The sequence below is a fragment of the Pseudomonas sp. VA159-2 genome (assembly GCF_024126635.1).
Classification (GTDB): Bacteria; Pseudomonadota; Gammaproteobacteria; order Pseudomonadales; family Pseudomonadaceae; genus Aquipseudomonas; species Aquipseudomonas muyukensis.
Genome location: NZ_JAMYBV010000009.1, coordinates 47,177 through 64,650, shown reverse-complemented (window position 1 = coordinate 64,650; position 17,474 = coordinate 47,177). Strand labels below are relative to the sequence as shown.

Below are 17,474 nucleotides of genomic sequence, written 5' to 3'. Positions count from 1 at the left end.
GGGCGCGGAGCGCCCCCAGGAGGCTAGATATGTTTCTCGGACACCGGAATCACCCGCCGCTCCTTCACCGCCTTGTACGAAAAACTCGAATAGATCTCCTTCACCCCCGGCAAGCGCTGCAGCACCTCGCGGGTGAACTCGCCAAACGACTCAAGGTCGCGGGCGAGGATCTCCAGCAGGAAGTCATAGCGCCCGGAAATATTGTGGCAGGCGACGATCTCGGGGATTTCCATCAGCCGCTGCTCGAACGCCAGGGCCATGTCCTTGGTGTGCGAGTCCATCATGATGCTGACGAAGGCGGTCACGCCGAAACCCAGCGACTTGGGCGAGAGGATGGCCTGGTAGCCGGTGATGTAGCCGTTGTCCTCGAGCAGCTTGACCCGTCGCCAGCAAGGCGAGGTGGTCAGGGCGACCTGGTCGGCGAGTTCGGAAACGGTCAGGCGCGCGTTGTCTTGCAGGGCCGCGAGCAGGGCGCGGTCGGTGCGGTCCAGCGACGAAGGCATATCTTGCCCTCCCAGGTTGATTTTTATTGTTTTTATTTCAGCAATGGCCGGTAAGCGTGGGCAACTTTGGAAAAAACGTCGCGGCCCGGTGGCATAAGCTTATAGCAAACCACAAGAGGCTGTTGCCATGCGCGACTCCAATAACAACACCGGTTTTTCCACGCGGGCCATCCACCACGGCTATGACCCGCTGTCCCACGGCGGCGCGCTGGTGCCGCCGGTCTACCAGACCGCCACCTACGCCTTCCCCACGGTCGAATACGGCGCCGCCTGCTTTGCCGGCGAGCAGCCCGGGCATTTCTACAGCCGCATTTCCAACCCGACCCTGGCGTTGCTGGAGCAGCGCATGGCCTCGCTCGAAGGCGGCGAGGCCGGGCTGGCGCTGGCCTCGGGCATGGGCGCCATCACCGCCACGCTATGGACCCTGCTACGCCCGGGGGACGAGCTGATCGTTGGCAGCACCCTGTACGGCTGTACCTTCGCCTACCTGCACCATGGCATCGGCGAATTCGGGGTGAAGATCCGCCATGTCGACCTTAACGACAGCGCCGCGCTCAAGGCCGCGCTCAGCGCCAGGACGCGCATGATCTACTTCGAGACCCCGGCCAACCCCAACATGCAGCTGGTGGATATCGCCGCGGTGGCCGAGGCGGCCCGCGGCCATGACCTGAGCATCGTGGTCGACAACACCTACTGCACGCCGTACCTGCAGCGGCCGCTGGAGCTGGGTGCCGACCTGGTGGTGCACTCGGCCACCAAGTACCTATCTGGCCATGGCGATATCACCGCCGGCCTGGTGGTCGGGCGTCAGGCGCTGGTCGAGCGGATTCGCCTGGAAGGGCTCAAGGACATGACCGGCGCGGTGCTCTCGCCGCATGATGCCGCCTTGCTGATGCGCGGCATCAAGACCCTGGCCCTGCGCATGGACCGGCACTGCGCCAACGCGCGCCAGGTGGCCGAGTACCTGGCGCGCCAGCCCCAGGTGGAACTGATCCACTACCCAGGCCTGCCGTCGTTCGCCCAGTACGCCTTGGCGCAGCGGCAGATGCGCCTGCCAGGCGGGATGATCGCTTTCGAACTCAAGGGTGGCATCGAGGCTGGGCGCCGCTTCATGAACGCCCTGCAACTGTTCAGCCGTGCGGTCAGCCTGGGCGACGCCGAATCGCTGGCCCAGCACCCGGCGAGCATGACCCATTCCAGCTATACCCAGGCAGAGCGCGCCGCGCATGGCATCTCGGAAGGCTTGGTACGGCTTTCGGTGGGCCTGGAGGACATCGACGACTTGCTGGCCGACATTGCCCAGGCCCTGAAGGCCTGTGCCTGAACCGCCACGCACGAGGCTTGAGCGATGGTAGCGATGATGAATCCGAACGAGCCGCTGACGGCCCTGGACGAGGCCCTGGACAGTGACCCCGGGGAAACGGCGGAATGGTGCCAGGCGTTGGAATCGACCCTGGTCCACTGCGGGCCGACGCGCGCGCGGTATCTGTTGCAGCGTTTGCAGGCCCACGCCCTGGAGTTGGGCCTGGCGCGCGAGGCCCAGGCCTTCTCGGCCTATCGCAACACCCTGGCGGTGGAGCAGCAGGGCGCCTACCCCGGTGACCTGGAGCTGGACCAGCGCATTACCAGCATCCTGCGCTGGAACGCCCTGGCCATGGTGGTGCGCGCCAACCACGCCTATGGCGAGCTGGGCGGACACATTGCCAGCTACGCCTCGGCGGCGGAGCTCTTCGAGGTCGGCTTCCAGCATTTCTTTCGCGGCGAAGGCGACGGGCCGGGGCGCAGCGCCGACCTGGTGTTCTTCCAGCCGCATTCGGCGCCGGGCATTTATGCCAGGGCGTTTCTCGAGGGGCGCCTGGGCGAGGCGCAACTGGCCAACTACCGCCAGGAAGTCGCCGGCAACGGCCTGTGCTCTTATCCACACCCCTGGCTGATGCCCGACTTCTGGCAGTTCCCCACCGGCTCCATGGGCATCGGCCCGCTCAATGCGATCTACCAGGCGCGCTTCATGCGCTACCTGCAGCACCGTGGCCTGCTCGACACCTCGCGGCGGCATGTGTGGGGCGTGTTCGGCGACGGCGAGATGGACGAGCCCGAATCCATCGCCGGCCTGACCCTGGCTGCGCGCGAAGGGCTGGACAACCTGACGTTCATCGTCAACTGCAACCTGCAACGGCTGGACGGCCCGGTGCGCGGCAATGGCCAGATCATCCAGGAGCTGGAAGCGCTGTTCAGTGGCGCCGGCTGGAATGTGATCAAGGTGCTGTGGGGCTCGGAATGGGACCCGCTGTTCGCCCGCGACCACGAGCATGCGCTGCTGCGTCAGCTGGCGGCGACCCCGGACGGCCAGTTCCAGACCCTTGGCGCCAAGGACGGCAGCTACAACCTCGAGCATTTCTTCAAGCAGCACCCGGCCTTGCAGCGCCTGGTGGCGCACATGAGCACCGACGAAATCAACGCGCTCAAGCGCGGCGGCCATGATTTTCGCAAGCTGCACGCCGCCTATGCCGCCGCCAAGGCGTGCAAGGGCCGGCCGACGGTGATCCTGGCCAAGACCAAGAAGGGCTACGGCATGAGCAGTGCCGGTGAATCGCGGATGACCGCGCATCAGGCCAAGAAGCTCGACGTGCAGGCGTTGCTGGCGTTCCGCGATCGTTTTCGCCTGCCGCTGTCGGACCAGGCGGTGGAGCAGTTGCAGTTCTATCGCCCGGCCGAGGACAGCCCGGAAATGCGCTACCTGCGCCAGCGCCGCGCAGCCCTGGGCGGGCCACTGCCAAGGCGGCGCACCGACTGCGAGACACTGCCCTTGCCGGAGCTGCATGCCTTCGCCGGCTTTGCCTTGCACGCCGACGGCAAGCAGATGTCCACCACCATGGCTGCCGTGCGCCTGTTGGGCAACTGGCTGAAGGCGCCGGGCCTGGGGCCGCGGGTGGTGCCGATCGTCGCCGACGAGGCGCGCACCTTCGGCATGGCCAGCCTGTTCCGCCAGATCGGCATCTATGCCCCCCAGGGGCAGCGCTACGAACCCGAGGACGCCGGCTCGTTGCTGGTCTACAAGGAGGCGCGCGACGGCCAGCTGCTGGAGGAGGGCATCACCGAGGCCGGGGCGCTGTCTTCCTGGATCGCGGCGGCCACCGCCTACGCGGTGCATGGCGAACCGATGTTGCCGGTGTACATCTATTACTCGATGTTCGGTTTCCAGCGGGTCGGCGACCTGATCTGGGCCGCCGCCGACCAGCGTGCCCGCGGGCTGTTGCTGGGCGCCACCGCCGGGCGCACCACCCTGGGTGGGGAAGGGCTGCAGCACCAGGACGGCTCCAGCCTGGTGATGGCCTCGATGGTGCCCAACTGCCGGGCCTGGGACCCCTGTTTCGCCGGCGAGCTGGCGGTGATCCTCGACCATGCCGCGCGGCGCATGCTGGTGGAGCAGTGCGATGAATTCCACTATGTGGCGGTGATGAACGAAAACTATGCACAGCCATCGTTGCCCGATGGCGCGCGGGAGGCCGTGTTGCGTGGCATGTATCTGTACACCCGGCAGCAGGCGCAGCGCCCGCTCGGCCAGGTGCGTTTGTTGGGCTCGGGCACGATCCTGCGCGAGGTGATCGCGGCGGGCGAGTTGCTGGCGAACGACTGGCAGGTCGATTGCGAGGTGTTCAGCGTCACCAGCTTCAGCGAACTGGCGCGCGACGCCCGGGATGCGCGACGGGTTGCGCTGGCGGGCGGCGAGCAAGACTGCCATCTGCGTGGCTGCCTGCCCGGCGACGCACCGGTGATCGCGGCGAGCGACTATGTGCGGGCCTGGCCGCAATTGATCGCCGAGTATGTGCAGGCGCCCTTCATGTCCCTGGGGACCGATGGTTTCGGGCGCAGCGATACCCGTCAGCAGTTGCGGCGGTTCTTCGAGGTCGACCGGCACGCCGTGGTGCTGGCGGCGCTGTACAGCCTGGTTCGCCAGGCGCGCCTGGCGCCGCATGTGCTGGCCGACGCCCGGGCGCTTTACCAGCTGGAGGACAGCGTCGCGCCTTGGTATCTGTAGGCGCCGGCTTGCCGGCGCACAGCGGGTACAAAAAAAGGCCTCTTGCGAGGCCTTTTGATTTAACGCTTGAGCCCGTAGCTCTCGTCGAGCATACCCGGCGAGTTCGGCGCTTTGGGCGCATAGTCGCGTGGCACTTCGGCGGTGTCCTTGGGCGGCGTCAGGCGGTCGCGCGGACCTTGCGCGGCGTCCGAATGCAGCGCGGCCAGCAGGCGCTGGCGGGTCAGCTCGTCCAGGGCCAGGCGGTTGGCGCCATCGGCCAGGTGATCCTGGACGTCCTGGTAGCTCTGGGTCAGCTTCTTGACCAGCGAAGCGGTGCTGTTGAAGTGGGTCACCACTTCGTTCTGGTAATTGTCGAAACGCTGCTGGATGTCATCCAGCTGGCGTTGGGTGTTGCTCGGTGCCGCATTGGGCAGCAGGCGGGCCAGCGCGAAACCGACGACCACGCCGACAACCAGGGCCAGGGTCGGCAGCAACCAAACAAGGAGCGAGTGTTCCACGAGTCCTTCCTCTATAAACGGCTTTGCTTTACGTTAACGGCTCAGACCTGCGCTGTATACCGCGAGCGATCGCAAATCAGAACAGAATTCCTCAGCTAGACGAGTCGACCCTTCCCGAGGTCACGGAGTAGTGCCTTGCTTATCCGCGAAACCCCCTTGTTCATCGATGGCCCGTGCGGTCAGCTGGAAGCCTTGTACCTGGACGTGGCCGACGCCCGCGGCGCGGTGCTGATCTGCCACCCCAACCCGGTCCAGGGCGGCACCATGCTCAACAAGGTGGTCTCGACCCTGCAGCGCACCGCCCGCGATGCCGGCTACGTCACCTTGCGCTTCAACTACCGGGGCGTCGGCCAGAGCGCTGGCAGCCATGACATGGGCGCCGGCGAGGTAGACGACGCCGAAGCCGTGGCGACCTGGCTGCGCGAACAGCATCCCGAGCTGCCCCTGGTGCTGATGGGCTTCTCCTTCGGCGGCTTCGTCGCCACCAGCCTGGCCGGGCGCCTGGAGGGCGAGGGCAGCGAATTGCAACAACTGTTCATGATCGCCCCGGCGGTGATGCGCCTGACCGAACAGTTCCCTCTGCCCGAGCGCGTCACGCTCACTATCATCCAGCCGGACAGCGACGAAGTGGTCGCCCCGCAGCTGGTCTACGACTGGTCCGACGCCCTGTCGCGTCCCCATGAGCTGCTGAAAGTGGCAGAATGCGGACACTTCTTCCATGGCAAGCTGACCGATCTGAAGGATCTGCTGCTGCCGCGCCTTTCGAACTGAGCCAAGCCTGAATAAGCGAACACCATGACCACGCGCATTCTCACCGGTATCACCACCACCGGCACCCCGCACCTGGGCAACTACGCCGGCGCCATCCGCCCGGCCATCCTCGCCAGCCAGCAGCCCGGTGCCGACTCGTTCTACTTCCTGGCCGACTACCACGCCCTGATCAAGTGCGACGACCCGCTGCGCATCCAGCGCTCGCGCCTGGAAATCGCCGCCACCTGGCTGGCCGGTGGCCTGGACCCGGACAAGGTGACCTTCTACCGGCAGTCCGACATCCCCGAGATCCCCGAGCTGACCTGGCTGCTGACCTGTGTCGCGGCCAAGGGCCTGCTCAACCGCGCCCACGCCTACAAGGCCTCGGTGGACAAGAACGTCGAGGCCGGCGAAGACCCGGACGCCGGCGTGAGCATGGGCCTGTTCAGCTACCCGGTGCTGATGGCCGCCGACATCCTGATGTTCAACGCGCACAAGGTGCCGGTCGGTCGCGACCAGATCCAGCACGTGGAAATGGCCCGCGACATCGGCCAGCGCTTCAACCACTTGTTCGGCCAGGGCAAGGACTTCTTCGCCCTGCCCGAGGCGGTCATCGAGGAAACCGTGGCCACCCTGCCGGGCCTGGACGGTCGCAAGATGTCCAAGAGCTATGACAACACCATTCCGTTGTTCACCAGCGCCAAGGACATGAAGGACGCGATCTCGCGCATCGTCACCGACTCCCGCGCCCCGGGCGAGGCGAAGGACCCGGACAATTCGCACCTGTTCACCCTGTTCCAGGCGTTCTCGACGCCAGCGCAGTCGGCCGCGTTCCGCGACGAGCTGCTGCAGGGGCTGGGCTGGGGCGAGGCCAAGCAACGCCTGTTCCAGTTGCTCGACGGCCAGCTGGCCGAAAAGCGCGAGCACTACCATCAGTTGATTGCACGCCCCTCGGACCTGGAAGACATCCTCCTGGCCGGCGCTGCCAAGGCGCGCAAGATCGCCACGCCGTTCCTCGAGCAATTGCGCGAGGCGGTGGGCCTGCGTTCGTTCCGCACGGCCGTGCAGGCCAGCGCTGAAGTGAAGAAGAAGGCCGCCAAGAGCGCCCGTTTCGTCAGTTTCCGTGACGAGGACGGCAGTTTCCGCTTCCGCCTGCTGGCTGCCGATGGCGAGCAACTGCTGCTGTCGCGCAGCTTCGCCGATGGCAAGAGCGCCGGTGCCGTGAGCAAGCAACTGCAACAAGCTGGCGAGGCCGATGTACGGGTCGAGGGCTTGAGCTTCAGCCTGTGGCTGGAAGGCGAGCAGGTGGCCGAAGGGCCGCGGCTCGAGAGCGCCGAAGCCCGTGACGCGGCCATCGCGAGCTTGCGCGAGGCCCTGGCGCCGCAGCAGGACTGAGCGCCTGCCCTGTAGGAGCGGCCTTGTGTCGCGAAAGGGGCGCGTAGCGGCCCCGGGATTTTTGTTTCATGCGCAACTGTCGGGGCCGCTTTGCGGCCCTTTCGCGACACAAGGCCGCTCCTACAGGCGACGTGGAGTGCTTGCCTTCTCTGGTAATGAGGCAAGTGGTCGCATGTATCATTGCCATCAGGCGGGCCTGTCGCTACAGTGACGGCCCGTTTTTTGTTGCCTCGCTAACGAAATCATGACTCCTCTAGAACGCTATCAAGCAGATCTGAAACGTCCCGACTTCTTCCATGACGCGGCGCAGGAAACTGCGGTGCGCCACCTGCAGCGCCTGTACGACGACCTGGTGCGCGCGCAGAACAACAAGCCGGGCGTGTTCGGCAAGCTGTTCGGCAAGAAGGAACAGACGCCGGTCAAGGGCCTGTACTTCTGGGGCGGGGTAGGGCGAGGCAAGACCTACCTGGTCGATACCTTCTACGAAGCGCTGCCGTTCAAGCAGAAGATGCGCACGCACTTCCACCGCTTCATGAAGCGTGTCCACGAGGAAATGAAGACCCTCAAGGGCGAGAAGAACCCGCTGACCATCATTGCCAAGCGCTTCAGCGACGAGGCCAAGGTGATCTGCTTCGACGAGTTCTTCGTCTCCGACATCACCGACGCCATGATCCTCGGCACCCTGATGGAAGAGCTGTTCAAGAACGGCGTGTCGCTGGTGGCAACTTCCAACATCGTGCCGGACGGCCTGTACAAGGACGGCCTGCAGCGTGCGCGCTTCCTGCCTGCCATCGCCATGATCAAGCAGTACACCGACGTGGTGAACGTCGACAGCGGCGTGGATTATCGCCTGCGCCACCTGGAGCAGGCCGAGCTGTTCCACTTCCCGCTCAACGAGGCGGCGCACGAAAGCATGCGTGCCAGCTTCAAGGCACTGACCCCCGAGTGCACCCAGGCCGTCGACAACGACGTGCTGATGATCGAAAACCGTCCGATCCACGCCCTGCGCACCTGTGACGACGTCGCCTGGTTCGACTTCCGCGCCCTGTGCGACGGACCGCGCAGCCAGAACGACTACATCGAGCTGGGCAAGATCTTCCACGCCGTGCTGCTGAGCAACGTCGAGCAGATGGGCGTGACCACCGACGACATCGCCCGGCGCTTCATCAACATGGTCGATGAGTTCTACGACCGTAACGTGAAGCTGATCATCTCGGCCGAGGTGGAGCTCAAGGACCTGTATACCGGTGGTCGCCTGAGCTTCGAGTTCCAGCGCACGCTCAGCCGGTTGCTGGAGATGCAGTCCCACGAGTTCCTGTCGCGGGCGCACAAACCTTAAGAATCTGGGGCCGCTTTGCGGCCCTTTCGCGACACAAGGCCGCTCCTACAGGGATCGCGTGACTCCTGTAGGCGCGGCCTTGTGTCGCGAAAGGGCTGCAAAGCAGCCCCAATGCCTCAAGCTTCCTGCATGAACTGCTGCCGATACTGGTTCGGCGACAACTCCGTGTGCTGGCGGAACAACCGGGCGAAGAAGCTCGCGTCGTCGTAGCCGACCTCGTAGCTGATGGTCTTGATGCTCTTGCGTGTGCTCGACAGCAGGCCCTTGGCGGTCTCGATGCGCAGGCGCTGCAAATAGTGCAGCGGCTTGTCGCCGGTGGCGCTCTGGAACCTGCGCATGAAGTTGCGGATGCTCATGCCGTGGTTGCGCGCCACGTCCTCGAAGCGGAACTTGTCGGCGAAGTGCTCCTCGAGCCAGTGCTGGATCTGCAGGATGATCAGGTCCTGGTGCAGCTTCTGGCCGCCGAAGCCCATGCGTCCGGGCGTGTAGCTGCGCTGTACTTCATAGAGGATGTCGCGGGCCACCGCCCGGGCGACGTTCGCCCCGCAGAAGCGCTCGATCAGGTAGATGTACAGGTCGCAGGCCGAGGTGGTGCCGCCGGCGCAGTACAGGTTGTCGGCGTCGGTCAGGTGCTTGTCCTGGTTGAGGCGGATCTTCGGGTAGCGCTCGGCGAAGCTGGCGAAGAAGCGCCAGTAGGTGGTCGCCTCCTTGCCGTCGAGCAGGCCCGACTCGGCCAGCCACAGCACGCCACTGGCCTCGGCGCACAGCACCGCGCCACGGGCATGCTGCTCGCGCAGCCAGGGCAGTACCTGCGGGTAACGTTGCAGGAGGTTGTCGAAGTCGTCCCAGAACGCCGGGAGAATGATCACGTCGGCATCGTCCAGGCCGCCGTCGACCGGTAGCTGCACGTTGCTGAAACTGTCCACGGGCAGGCCGTCCGGGCTCACCAGGCCGATCTCGAACATCGGCTGCAGGCCCAGGCCCAGCTGCTTGCTGTAGCGCAGGCTGGCCAGGTGGAAGAAGTCCTTGGCCTGCATCAGTGTCGAGGCGAACACTTTATCAATGGCCAGGATGCTGACGCGCCGCAAGGACGCGGAGGGTTGGGTAAACATCATTGTCATTGTTCTTATAGGGTAGAGTGGTCAATCACCGGCTGGATCGTCTTATTTTTTGGCGATTGTGTCTACCCTGTATTCCCCATCGCGGGGCAAGCCCGCTGCCGCGACCGTGCAGGAGCGGGCCTCGGCTCAGGGCGCCGGGTTCGGCTGCTCCTGATGCAGCGCCTCGATCGCCGCCAGCAGCTCGTCGCCCAGGTTCAGTGCCTGGCTGTCGATATTGCTCTGCAACTGCTCGATGCTGGTGGCGCCGATGATGTTGCTGGTGACGAACGGCTGGCGGGTGACGAACGCCAGGGCCATCTGCGCCGGGTCCAGCCCGTGCTCGCGGGCCAGTTGCACGTAGCGGCTGCAGGCCGCCACGGTCTGCGGGTTGGAATAGCGGGCGAAGCGGCTGAACAGGGTCAGGCGGCCTTGCGCCGGGCGGGCGCCGTTCTCGTACTTGCCCGACAGCATGCCGAAGGCCAGCGGCGAGTAGGCCAGCAGCCCGCACTGTTCACGAATCGCCACCTCGGCCAGGCCCACCTCGAAGCTGCGGTTGAGCAGGTTGTAGGGGTTCTGGATCGACACCGCGCGTGGCCAGCCGCGGGTTTCGGCCAGGTGCAGGAACTTCATCGTGCCCCACGGGGTTTCGTTGGACAGGCCGATATGGCGGATCTTGCCGGCGCGCACCTGTTCGTCGAGCACCTCCAGGGTTTCTTCCAGCGGCGTGAACAGGTCGTGGGGCAGGTGCTGGTAGCCGAGCTTGCCGAAGAAGTTGGTGCTGCGCTCGGGCCAGTGCAGTTGGTACAGGTCGATGCGGTCGGTCTGCAGGCGCTTCAGGCTTTGCTCCAGTGCCGCGACGATGTGCTGGCGATTGTGCTTGAGCTGGCCGTCGCGGATATGGCTGATGCCGTTGCCGGGGCCGGCGACCTTGCTGGCCAGGAACCAGTCGTCGCGGTCGCCGTTGGCGGCGAACCAGTTGCCGATGATGCGCTCGGTGGCGGCGTAGGTTTCCGGGCGGGGCGGCACCGGGTACATCTCGGCGGTGTCGATGAAGTTGATGCCGCAGGCCTTGGCTAGGGCGATCTGGGCGAAAGCCTGTTCCTGGGTGTTCTGTTCGCCCCAGGTCATGGTGCCCAGGCACAGGGCGCTGACGTTGAGGTCGGTGCGACCGAGCTTGCGGTATTCCATCAAAAAAGCGCTCCAGGCAAAGAAGCCCATAAAAGCAGGTTGAAATTTCTTGTGCAATCTGGATAATTCGGCAGCTCTTCGCGTGGCGGAAGTGATGCACCACCATGACTGAAGAACCTTTGTCGAACATTGGCGTGCCCGACCCGAGCCCCCAAAAGCGTCAGCGTTCGGCTGCGCGCTTGCCCTTGGCAAGCTGTGCACTATCCAGTAAGATTCGCCGTCTATTTTTCGCTGGGCGGCCTCTGAGGCTTTAGAGAATGAAAACTTTTACTGCTAAACCGGAAACAGTAAAGCGCGAGTGGTTCGTAGTCGACGCCGCTGGTCAGACCCTGGGTCGTCTGGCTACCGAAATCGCTAGCCGCCTGCGTGGCAAGCACAAGCCAGAATACACCCCTCACGTTGACACCGGCGACTACATCGTCGTCATCAACGCCGAGCAAATCCGTGTGACTGGTGCCAAGTCTTCCGACAAGATGTACTACTCCCACTCCGGCTTCCCGGGCGGTATCAAGGAAATCAACTTCGAGAAGTTGATCGCCAAGGCCCCTGAGCGTGTCATCGAAACCGCGGTCAAAGGCATGCTGCCGAAGAACCCGCTGGGTCGCGACATGTACCGCAAGCTGAAAGTGTACGCGGGTGCTGCTCACCCACACACTGCTCAGCAGCCTCAAGAACTGAAGATCTAACGGGATAGTTCATTATGTCGGCGACTCAAAACTACGGCACTGGCCGTCGCAAGACCGCAACCGCTCGCGTTTTCCTGCGTCCTGGTACCGGTAACATCTCCATCAACAACCGTTCCCTGGACGTGTTCTTCGGCCGCGAAACCGCTCGCATGGTTGTTCGCCAGCCGCTGGAACTGACCGAGACCGTTGAGAAGTTCGACATCTACGTCACCGTTTCCGGTGGTGGTGTCAGCGGTCAGGCCGGTGCGATCCGCCACGGTATCACCCGCGCCCTGATGGAATACGACGAAACCCTGCGTGGCGCCCTGCGTCGTGCTGGCTACGTCACCCGCGACGCTCGTGAAGTCGAGCGTAAGAAAGTGGGTCTGCGTAAAGCGCGTAAGCGTCCTCAGTACTCCAAGCGTTAATAGCGCTTCGGCAGTCGAAAAAAGCCCGGTTCCAGTTTGGAGCCGGGCTTTTTTTATGTCTTGAACTACCCTCTTTGCTAGTCCGTGGCCGTTTGTCGCATAGACGCAGATCAAGCAAAGCGAGGGTTGTGGCCCGACGAGCGGGTAATCACCTTGTCAGCGTGTGGATTTGTTCCTTACCATTGCGGCCAATTTTTAGTGCCACAGACGTACCTAAGTAGATGCCTGTTCAAAACAGGCCAAGCAAGCTGATGGGAGAGGACTGAATGAGCAATGACGGCGTCAACGCAGGCCGGCGCCGCTTCCTCGTAGCCGCGACATCCGTGGTCGGGGCAGCGGGGGCAGTGGGGGCAGCGGTACCGTTCGTGGGGTCATGGTTTCCCAGTGCCAAGGCGAAAGCCGCAGGGGCACCGGTGAAGGTCAATATCGCCAAGGTCGAGCCCGGTCAGCAGATGGTAGCTGAATGGCGCGGGCAACCTGTATTCATCGTGCGGCGAACGGAGGAGATCCTCGGTAATCTGAAAAAGATCACCGGCGAGCTGTCCGACCCGGAATCCAAGGCGTCGGTGCAACCGACCTACGTTGACCCGCAAGTCCGCTCGATCAAGCCGGAGATCCTCATCCTGGTTGGCCTGTGCACCCACCTGGGCTGCTCGCCGACGTTCCGTCCGGAAGTCGCGCCTGCCGACCTGGGGCCGAAATGGGTGGGCGGCTACTTCTGCCCTTGCCACGGCTCGCACTACGACCTCGCCGGCCGCGTCTACAAGTCCCAGCCGGCGCCTCTCAACCTGCCAGTGCCACCGCACTCGTACGAGTCGGACGACATCATCGTCATCGGCGTCGACCAGGAGAACGCATGATGAGCAAGTTCATGGAGTGGATCGATGCGCGCTTCCCCGCGACCAAGATGTGGGAAGACCATCTGAGCAAGTATTACGCGCCCAAGAACTTCAACTTCCTGTATTTCTTCGGCTCCCTGGCACTGCTGGTGCTGGTCAACCAGATCGTCACCGGCGTGTGGCTGACCATGAGTTTCACCCCCTCGGCGGAAGAGGCCTTCGCCTCGGTCGAGTACATCATGCGCGACGTCGAATACGGCTGGATCCTGCGCTACCTTCACTCCACCGGCGCCTCGGCGTTCTTCATCGTGGTTTACCTGCACATGTTCCGCGGGCTGCTCTACGGCTCCTACCAGAAACCCCGCGAGCTGGTCTGGCTGTTCGGCATGCTGATCTACCTGGCGCTGATGGCCGAGGCCTTCATGGGCTACCTGCTGCCATGGGGCCAGATGTCGTACTGGGGTGCCCAGGTGATCATCTCGCTGTTCGGCGCCATCCCGGTGATCGGCGACGACCTGACCCAGTGGATCCGCGGTGACTACCTGATCTCGGGCATCACCTTGAACCGCTTCTTCGCCCTGCACGTGGTGGCTCTGCCGATCGTGATCCTCGGCCTGGTGGTGCTGCACATCCTGGCCCTGCACGAAGTGGGTTCGAACAACCCCGATGGCGTGGACATCAAGAAGAAAAAGGACGAGAACGGCATTCCGCTGGATGGCATTCCGTTCCACCCGTACTACACCGTGAAGGATATCGCCGGGGTGGTGGTGTTCCTCTTCGTGTTCTGCGCCGTGGTGTTCTTCTTCCCGGAAATGGGTGGATATTTCCTGGAAAAACCGAACTTCGAACAGGCCAACGCCTTCAAGACGCCTGAGCACATCGCCCCGGTGTGGTACTTCACGCCGTTCTACGCGATCCTGCGGGCGGTGCCCGACAAGCTGTTCGGGGTCATCGCCATGGGCGCCGCCATCGCCGTGCTGTTCGTGCTGCCCTGGCTCGACCGCAGCCCCGTGCGCTCCATGCGCTACAAGGGTTGGCTGAGCAAGATCTGGTTGCTGGTGTTCTGCGTGTCCTTCGTCATCCTTGGCGTGCTGGGCGTACTGGCGCCAACCCCGGGGCGTACCTTGCTGTCGCAGGTGTGCACGGTGTTGTACTTCGCCTACTTCCTGCTGATGCCGTTCTACACAAGGCTCGAGAAGACCAAACCGGTTCCGGAAAGGGTGACTGGCTGATGAAAAAGTTGATTGCAGTATGCTTGCTGGCACTGATGCCTAGCCTGTCGTTCGCCGCCGAACATGGCCTGGAGTTGGACAAGGTCGACATCGACCTGACCGACAAGGCCGCGATGCAGGATGGCGCGCGCACCTTCGCCAACTATTGCATGGGTTGCCACAGTGCCAAGTTCCAGCGCTACGAGCGCGTGGCCGACGACCTGGGCATTCCCCATGAGCTGATGCTCGATAACCTGGTGTTCACCGGCGCCAAGATTGGCGACCACATGAAGATCGGCATGCAGCCCAACGATGCCAAGACCTGGTTCGGGGCGGCACCGCCCGACCTGACCCTGGTCGCCCGTGTACGCGGCAACGATTGGCTGTACACCTACCTGCGCAGCTTCTATGAAGACAAGGCGCGGCCATACGGGGTGAACAACAAGGTGTTCCCCAACGTCGGCATGCCGAACGTGCTGGTGGGCCTGCAGGGCAACCAGGTGATCGGTTGCAAGCAGGTGCAGAGCGTGGTCGATGGCAAGAAGCAGTTCGACCCGCTCACCGGTAGCCCGCTGACCCATGAGGCGTGCGACCAGCTGACCGTGGAGGAGAAATCCGGTACCCTGACGCCTGAGCAGTTCGACGAGAAGGTCAAGAACCTGGTGACCTTCCTGGCCTATTCGGCCAACCCGGTCAAACTGGAAAGCCAGCGCATCGGTACCTACGTGTTGCTGTTCCTGGCTTTCTTCTTCGTGTTCGCCTACTTGCTCAAGCGCGAATACTGGAAGGACGTGCACTGATCACGCAGTAGTTTCTGGTAGTTGAACGCGCCCGGGGCGGCCCAGCATGAGTGCTGGGCCGCCCCGGGCGCGTTTTCATTTACAGTTTTACAAGCATCCCGTGCGAGGAGGCGCTACATGGGCGCAACCAACAGGTTAGCCTGCTATTCCGACCCCGCTGATCATTACTCCCATCGGGTTCGCCTGGTGCTCGCCGAAAAAGGCGTTGCCGTGCAGATCATCGATGTCACCGCCGATCGCCTGCCGCCCAAGCTGGTCGAGGTCAACCCTTATGGCAGCCTGCCGACCCTGGTCGACCGCGACCTGGCGCTGTACGAGTCGACCGTGGTCATGGAGTACCTCGAGGAGCGTTACCCGCACCCCGCGTTGATGCCGGTCTACCCGGTGGCGCGCGGCAACAGCCGCCTGCTGATGCACCGCATCCAGCGCGACTGGTGCAGCCTGGCCGATACCGCGCTCGATACGCGCAACAGCGATGCGGCCCGGGCCCAGGCGCGCAAGGAGCTGCGTGAAAGCTTGACCGGCGTGGCACCGTTGTTCGGCGAGATGCCGTGCTTCATGAGCGAGGAGCAAAGCCTGGTCGATTGTTGTCTACTGCCTATCCTCTGGCGATTGCCGGTGATGGGGATCGAATTGCCGCGGCAGGCCAAGCCGCTGCTGGAATACATGGAGCGACAGTTCGCCCGCGAGCCTTTCCAGGCGAGCCTGTCCGCTGCCGAACGTGAAATGCGCAAGGTTTAAGAGGAGCCGTTGATGAACTCCAGTCGCCCCTATCTGGTTCGCGCGCTGTACGAGTGGATCGTCGACAACGATTGCACGCCCCACATGCTGGTCAATGCCGAATACCCGGCGGTCCAGGTGCCACAAGGTTTCGCCAGCGATGGCCAGATCGTCCTGAACATCTCGCCCAGTGCCGTGCGTAACCTGCACATGGACAACGAGGCGGTGAGCTTCGAAGGGCGCTTCGGTGGTGTCGCCCACTCGCTCTATGTGCCCGCCAGCGCAATCCTGGGCATCTATGCCCGGGAGAACGGCCAGGGCATGGTCTTCGAGCTGGAGCCGCCGCTGGACGACGATGAGGACGACCTCGCCGACGACAGCGTCGAGCCGGATGACCAGGGGCCGCCGCCAGGTGGTGGGCAGCCGCCGCGTCCGAGCGGTCGACCCAGTTTGAAGGTGGTCAAGTAACAAAAAAGGCGATCCGGATGGATCGCCTTTTTTTTGCCGCGGTGCCGATTACAGGTCCTTGATGGTCTGAACCTGGTCCTTGTTGATGCGGGTCGGCTTGCCGTCGAGTTGCTTGAATTCGTAGAAGCCGGAGTCGCGGTCGTAGTGCGGGGTGTCGGTGGTCTGCAGTTCGCGGCCGTCGTTGAGGACGATGACGCTCGGGGTCGAGCAGCCGGCGAGGGTGGCGAAGGCGCCGATCAGCAGGGTGGGCAGCAACAACTTCTTCATGGGTGTTTCCTGGTGGGGTAGGTTCGCCGGCAAGCCGGCGAGAGGGTCAATCGATGTATTCGAACAGCTTGACGATCTTCTGCACGCCCGACACGCCCTGCACCACGTTGGTGGCGGCGTTGGCCTCTTGCTGGCGCACCAGGCCGAGCAGGTAGACGATACCGTTTTCGGTGATCACCTTGATCCGCGAGCTGGGGACGTTTTCGTCGGTCAGCATCTGGGTCTTGATCTTGGTGGTCAGCCAGGCGTCGTTGTTGCGCGCCAGAATCGACGAGGGTTGCATCACCTGCAGCTCGTTGTGCACTTTCTTGACCCGTTGTACCTGGCCGGCGGTCTGCTCGGCGAGGGACTTGAGGTCGGCGCGCGGGGTCTGGCCGGCCAGCAGGACAACGCCGTTGTAGCTGCTGACGACGATGTGCGAGCCCTTGTCCAGGTCCGGGTTGGCCTTGGCGATGTTGACCGAGACCTTGGTCTCGATCAGCGAGTCGTCGATCTTGCTGCCGATGGTGCGGGTGCCGCGGTCATCCTCGATCGGCGAGTTGCGTGCCGAGGTCAGGACCGAGCTGCAGCCGGACAGGCCCAGGCACAAAGTGAGGGCCATCAGGCCGAGACGCTTGGGGATCATTCTTCACTCCCGAACAGTTGGCTGTCGATCAGGTCGCACAGGCAGTGGATCGCCAGCAGGTGGACTTCCTGGATGCGCGCGGTGACGCTCGAGGGGACGCGGATTTCCACGTCCTCGGGCAGCAACAGCGAGGCCATGCCGCCGCCGTCACGGCCGGTCAGGGCGACGACAATCATTTCGCGGTCGTGCGCGGCCTGGATCGCCTGGATCACGTTGGCCGAGTTACCGCTGGTGGAGATCGCCAGCAGCACGTCACCGGGCTGGCCCAGGGCGCGGATCTGCTTGGAGAACACTTCGTTGTAGCTGTAGTCGTTGGCGATCGAGGTGAGCGTGGAGCTGTCGGTGGTCAGGGCAATGGCCGGCAGGCTCGGGCGCTCGCGCTCGAAGCGGTTGAGCAGTTCCGACGAAAAGTGCTGGGCGTCGCCGGCCGAACCGCCGTTGCCGCAGGCCAGCATCTTGCCGTCGCTGAGCAGGGCGTTGACCATGACCAGGCTGGCCTGCTCGATGTGGGGTGCCAGGATGTCCATTGCCTGTTGCTTGGTGTCGATGCTGGCCTGGAACAGCCGGCGAATTCGGGATTGCATGTCCATCTGGTGTGACCTTAAGTGGGGCGGTGGCTGGCGCGGCGCGCAACAGTGAC

General features: G+C 63.7%; 19 protein-coding genes. 12 read left to right on the top strand and 7 right to left on the bottom strand.

What is annotated here, in order from left to right; translation table 11 throughout:
- Nucleotides 1-23 precede the first annotated feature (23 nt).
- Nucleotides 24-503: an Lrp/AsnC family transcriptional regulator gene (locus NJG22_RS11070; RefSeq protein WP_253094519.1), complete on the bottom strand. Its 480-nt coding sequence runs from the start codon at nucleotides 501-503 to the stop codon at nucleotides 24-26.
- A gap of 127 nt (nucleotides 504-630) precedes the next feature.
- On the opposite strand from NJG22_RS11070, the gene NJG22_RS11065 reads away from it, so the two are divergent.
- A complete protein-coding gene (locus NJG22_RS11065) occupies nucleotides 631-1,827 on the top strand; it encodes a methionine gamma-lyase (RefSeq protein WP_253094517.1) in 1,197 nt (398 codons plus the stop codon).
- A 33-nt stretch (nucleotides 1,828-1,860) separates the two neighbouring features.
- Nucleotides 1,861-4,542 carry an alpha-ketoglutarate dehydrogenase gene (gene mdeB, locus NJG22_RS11060; protein WP_253094515.1) on the top strand — a complete coding sequence of 894 codons (2,682 nt, stop codon included), beginning with the start codon at nucleotides 1,861-1,863 and terminating at the stop codon, nucleotides 4,540-4,542.
- Between the two features lie 59 nt (nucleotides 4,543-4,601).
- On the opposite strand, the gene NJG22_RS11055 is transcribed toward mdeB, so the two are convergent.
- Nucleotides 4,602-5,039, bottom strand: a complete 438-nt coding sequence (locus NJG22_RS11055; protein ID WP_217852980.1) for a DUF1043 family protein — start codon at nucleotides 5,037-5,039, stop codon at nucleotides 4,602-4,604.
- A 135-nt stretch (nucleotides 5,040-5,174) separates the two neighbouring features.
- Here NJG22_RS11055 and NJG22_RS11050 point away from each other — a divergent pair, with 135 nt between their 5' ends.
- The 3 genes from NJG22_RS11050 (at nucleotide 5,175) to zapE (ending at nucleotide 8,523) form a co-directional block, all read left to right on the top strand.
- Nucleotides 5,175-5,810: an alpha/beta fold hydrolase gene (locus tag NJG22_RS11050; RefSeq protein ID WP_253094513.1), complete on the top strand. Its 636-nt coding sequence runs from the start codon at nucleotides 5,175-5,177 to the stop codon at nucleotides 5,808-5,810.
- Nucleotides 5,811-5,834: 24 nt separating this feature from the next.
- Nucleotides 5,835-7,184, top strand: coding sequence for a tryptophan--tRNA ligase (locus NJG22_RS11045; RefSeq protein ID WP_253094511.1), 1,350 nt, complete (start codon nucleotides 5,835-5,837; stop codon nucleotides 7,182-7,184).
- Nucleotides 7,185-7,428: 244 nt separating this feature from the next.
- Nucleotides 7,429-8,523, top strand: coding sequence for a cell division protein ZapE (gene zapE, locus NJG22_RS11040; protein WP_253094509.1), 1,095 nt, complete (start codon nucleotides 7,429-7,431; stop codon nucleotides 8,521-8,523).
- 116 nt (nucleotides 8,524-8,639) lie between these two features.
- Here zapE and NJG22_RS11035 read toward each other — a convergent pair whose 3' ends face one another.
- Entirely contained in the window at nucleotides 8,640-9,536 is an 897-nt protein-coding gene (locus NJG22_RS11035) for a GlxA family transcriptional regulator (protein WP_167659464.1), read from the bottom strand.
- Between the two features lie 234 nt (nucleotides 9,537-9,770).
- Complete coding sequence (locus tag NJG22_RS11030) at nucleotides 9,771-10,811, bottom strand: NADP(H)-dependent aldo-keto reductase (RefSeq protein ID WP_217852988.1); 1,041 nt, start codon at nucleotides 10,809-10,811, stop codon at nucleotides 9,771-9,773.
- 257 nt (nucleotides 10,812-11,068) lie between these two features.
- Here NJG22_RS11030 and rplM point away from each other — a divergent pair, with 257 nt between their 5' ends.
- The 7 genes from rplM (at nucleotide 11,069) to NJG22_RS10995 (ending at nucleotide 15,942) form a co-directional block, all read left to right on the top strand.
- On the top strand, nucleotides 11,069-11,497 hold the full coding sequence (rplM, locus tag NJG22_RS11025) for a 50S ribosomal protein L13 (RefSeq protein ID WP_008097538.1): 429 nt from the start codon (nucleotides 11,069-11,071) through the stop codon (nucleotides 11,495-11,497).
- A 14-nt stretch (nucleotides 11,498-11,511) separates the two neighbouring features.
- Nucleotides 11,512-11,904, top strand: coding sequence for a 30S ribosomal protein S9 (gene rpsI, locus NJG22_RS11020; protein ID WP_003260797.1), 393 nt, complete (start codon nucleotides 11,512-11,514; stop codon nucleotides 11,902-11,904).
- A gap of 266 nt (nucleotides 11,905-12,170) precedes the next feature.
- Entirely contained in the window at nucleotides 12,171-12,764 is a 594-nt protein-coding gene (gene petA, locus NJG22_RS11015; protein ID WP_134691091.1) for a ubiquinol-cytochrome c reductase iron-sulfur subunit, read from the top strand.
- Nucleotides 12,764-13,975: a cytochrome bc complex cytochrome b subunit gene (locus tag NJG22_RS11010; RefSeq protein WP_046857021.1), complete on the top strand. Its 1,212-nt coding sequence runs from the start codon at nucleotides 12,764-12,766 to the stop codon at nucleotides 13,973-13,975. Before petA ends, NJG22_RS11010 begins: the two co-directional genes overlap by 1 nt.
- Nucleotides 13,975-14,754 carry a cytochrome c1 gene (locus NJG22_RS11005; protein ID WP_253094507.1) on the top strand — a complete coding sequence of 260 codons (780 nt, stop codon included), beginning with the start codon at nucleotides 13,975-13,977 and terminating at the stop codon, nucleotides 14,752-14,754. The genes NJG22_RS11010 and NJG22_RS11005 overlap by 1 nt, the downstream gene beginning before the upstream one ends.
- 117 nt (nucleotides 14,755-14,871) lie before the next feature.
- Nucleotides 14,872-15,495 carry a glutathione S-transferase N-terminal domain-containing protein gene (locus NJG22_RS11000; protein WP_253094505.1) on the top strand — a complete coding sequence of 208 codons (624 nt, stop codon included), beginning with the start codon at nucleotides 14,872-14,874 and terminating at the stop codon, nucleotides 15,493-15,495.
- 12 nt (nucleotides 15,496-15,507) lie between these two features.
- Nucleotides 15,508-15,942, top strand: a complete 435-nt coding sequence (locus tag NJG22_RS10995; protein ID WP_253094503.1) for a ClpXP protease specificity-enhancing factor — start codon at nucleotides 15,508-15,510, stop codon at nucleotides 15,940-15,942.
- Nucleotides 15,943-15,990: 48 nt separating this feature from the next.
- Here NJG22_RS10995 and NJG22_RS10990 read toward each other — a convergent pair whose 3' ends face one another.
- From NJG22_RS10990 to NJG22_RS10980, 3 genes are read right to left on the bottom strand one after another with little or no spacing between them, the layout of a single operon-like run.
- The gene (locus NJG22_RS10990) at nucleotides 15,991-16,209 is read right to left on the bottom strand and encodes a YgdI/YgdR family lipoprotein (RefSeq protein WP_253094502.1); all 219 of its coding nucleotides are present in this window, start codon (nucleotides 16,207-16,209) and stop codon (nucleotides 15,991-15,993) included.
- 46 nt (nucleotides 16,210-16,255) lie between these two features.
- Nucleotides 16,256-16,834 (bottom strand): BON domain-containing protein, encoded by a 579-nt coding sequence (locus NJG22_RS10985; RefSeq protein WP_134691081.1) that lies wholly within the window; start codon nucleotides 16,832-16,834, stop codon nucleotides 16,256-16,258.
- On the bottom strand, nucleotides 16,831-17,424 hold the full coding sequence (locus NJG22_RS10980; protein WP_134691079.1) for a phosphoheptose isomerase: 594 nt from the start codon (nucleotides 17,422-17,424) through the stop codon (nucleotides 16,831-16,833). Before NJG22_RS10980 ends, NJG22_RS10985 begins: the two co-directional genes overlap by 4 nt.
- Between the last annotated feature and the right edge of the window lie 50 nt (nucleotides 17,425-17,474).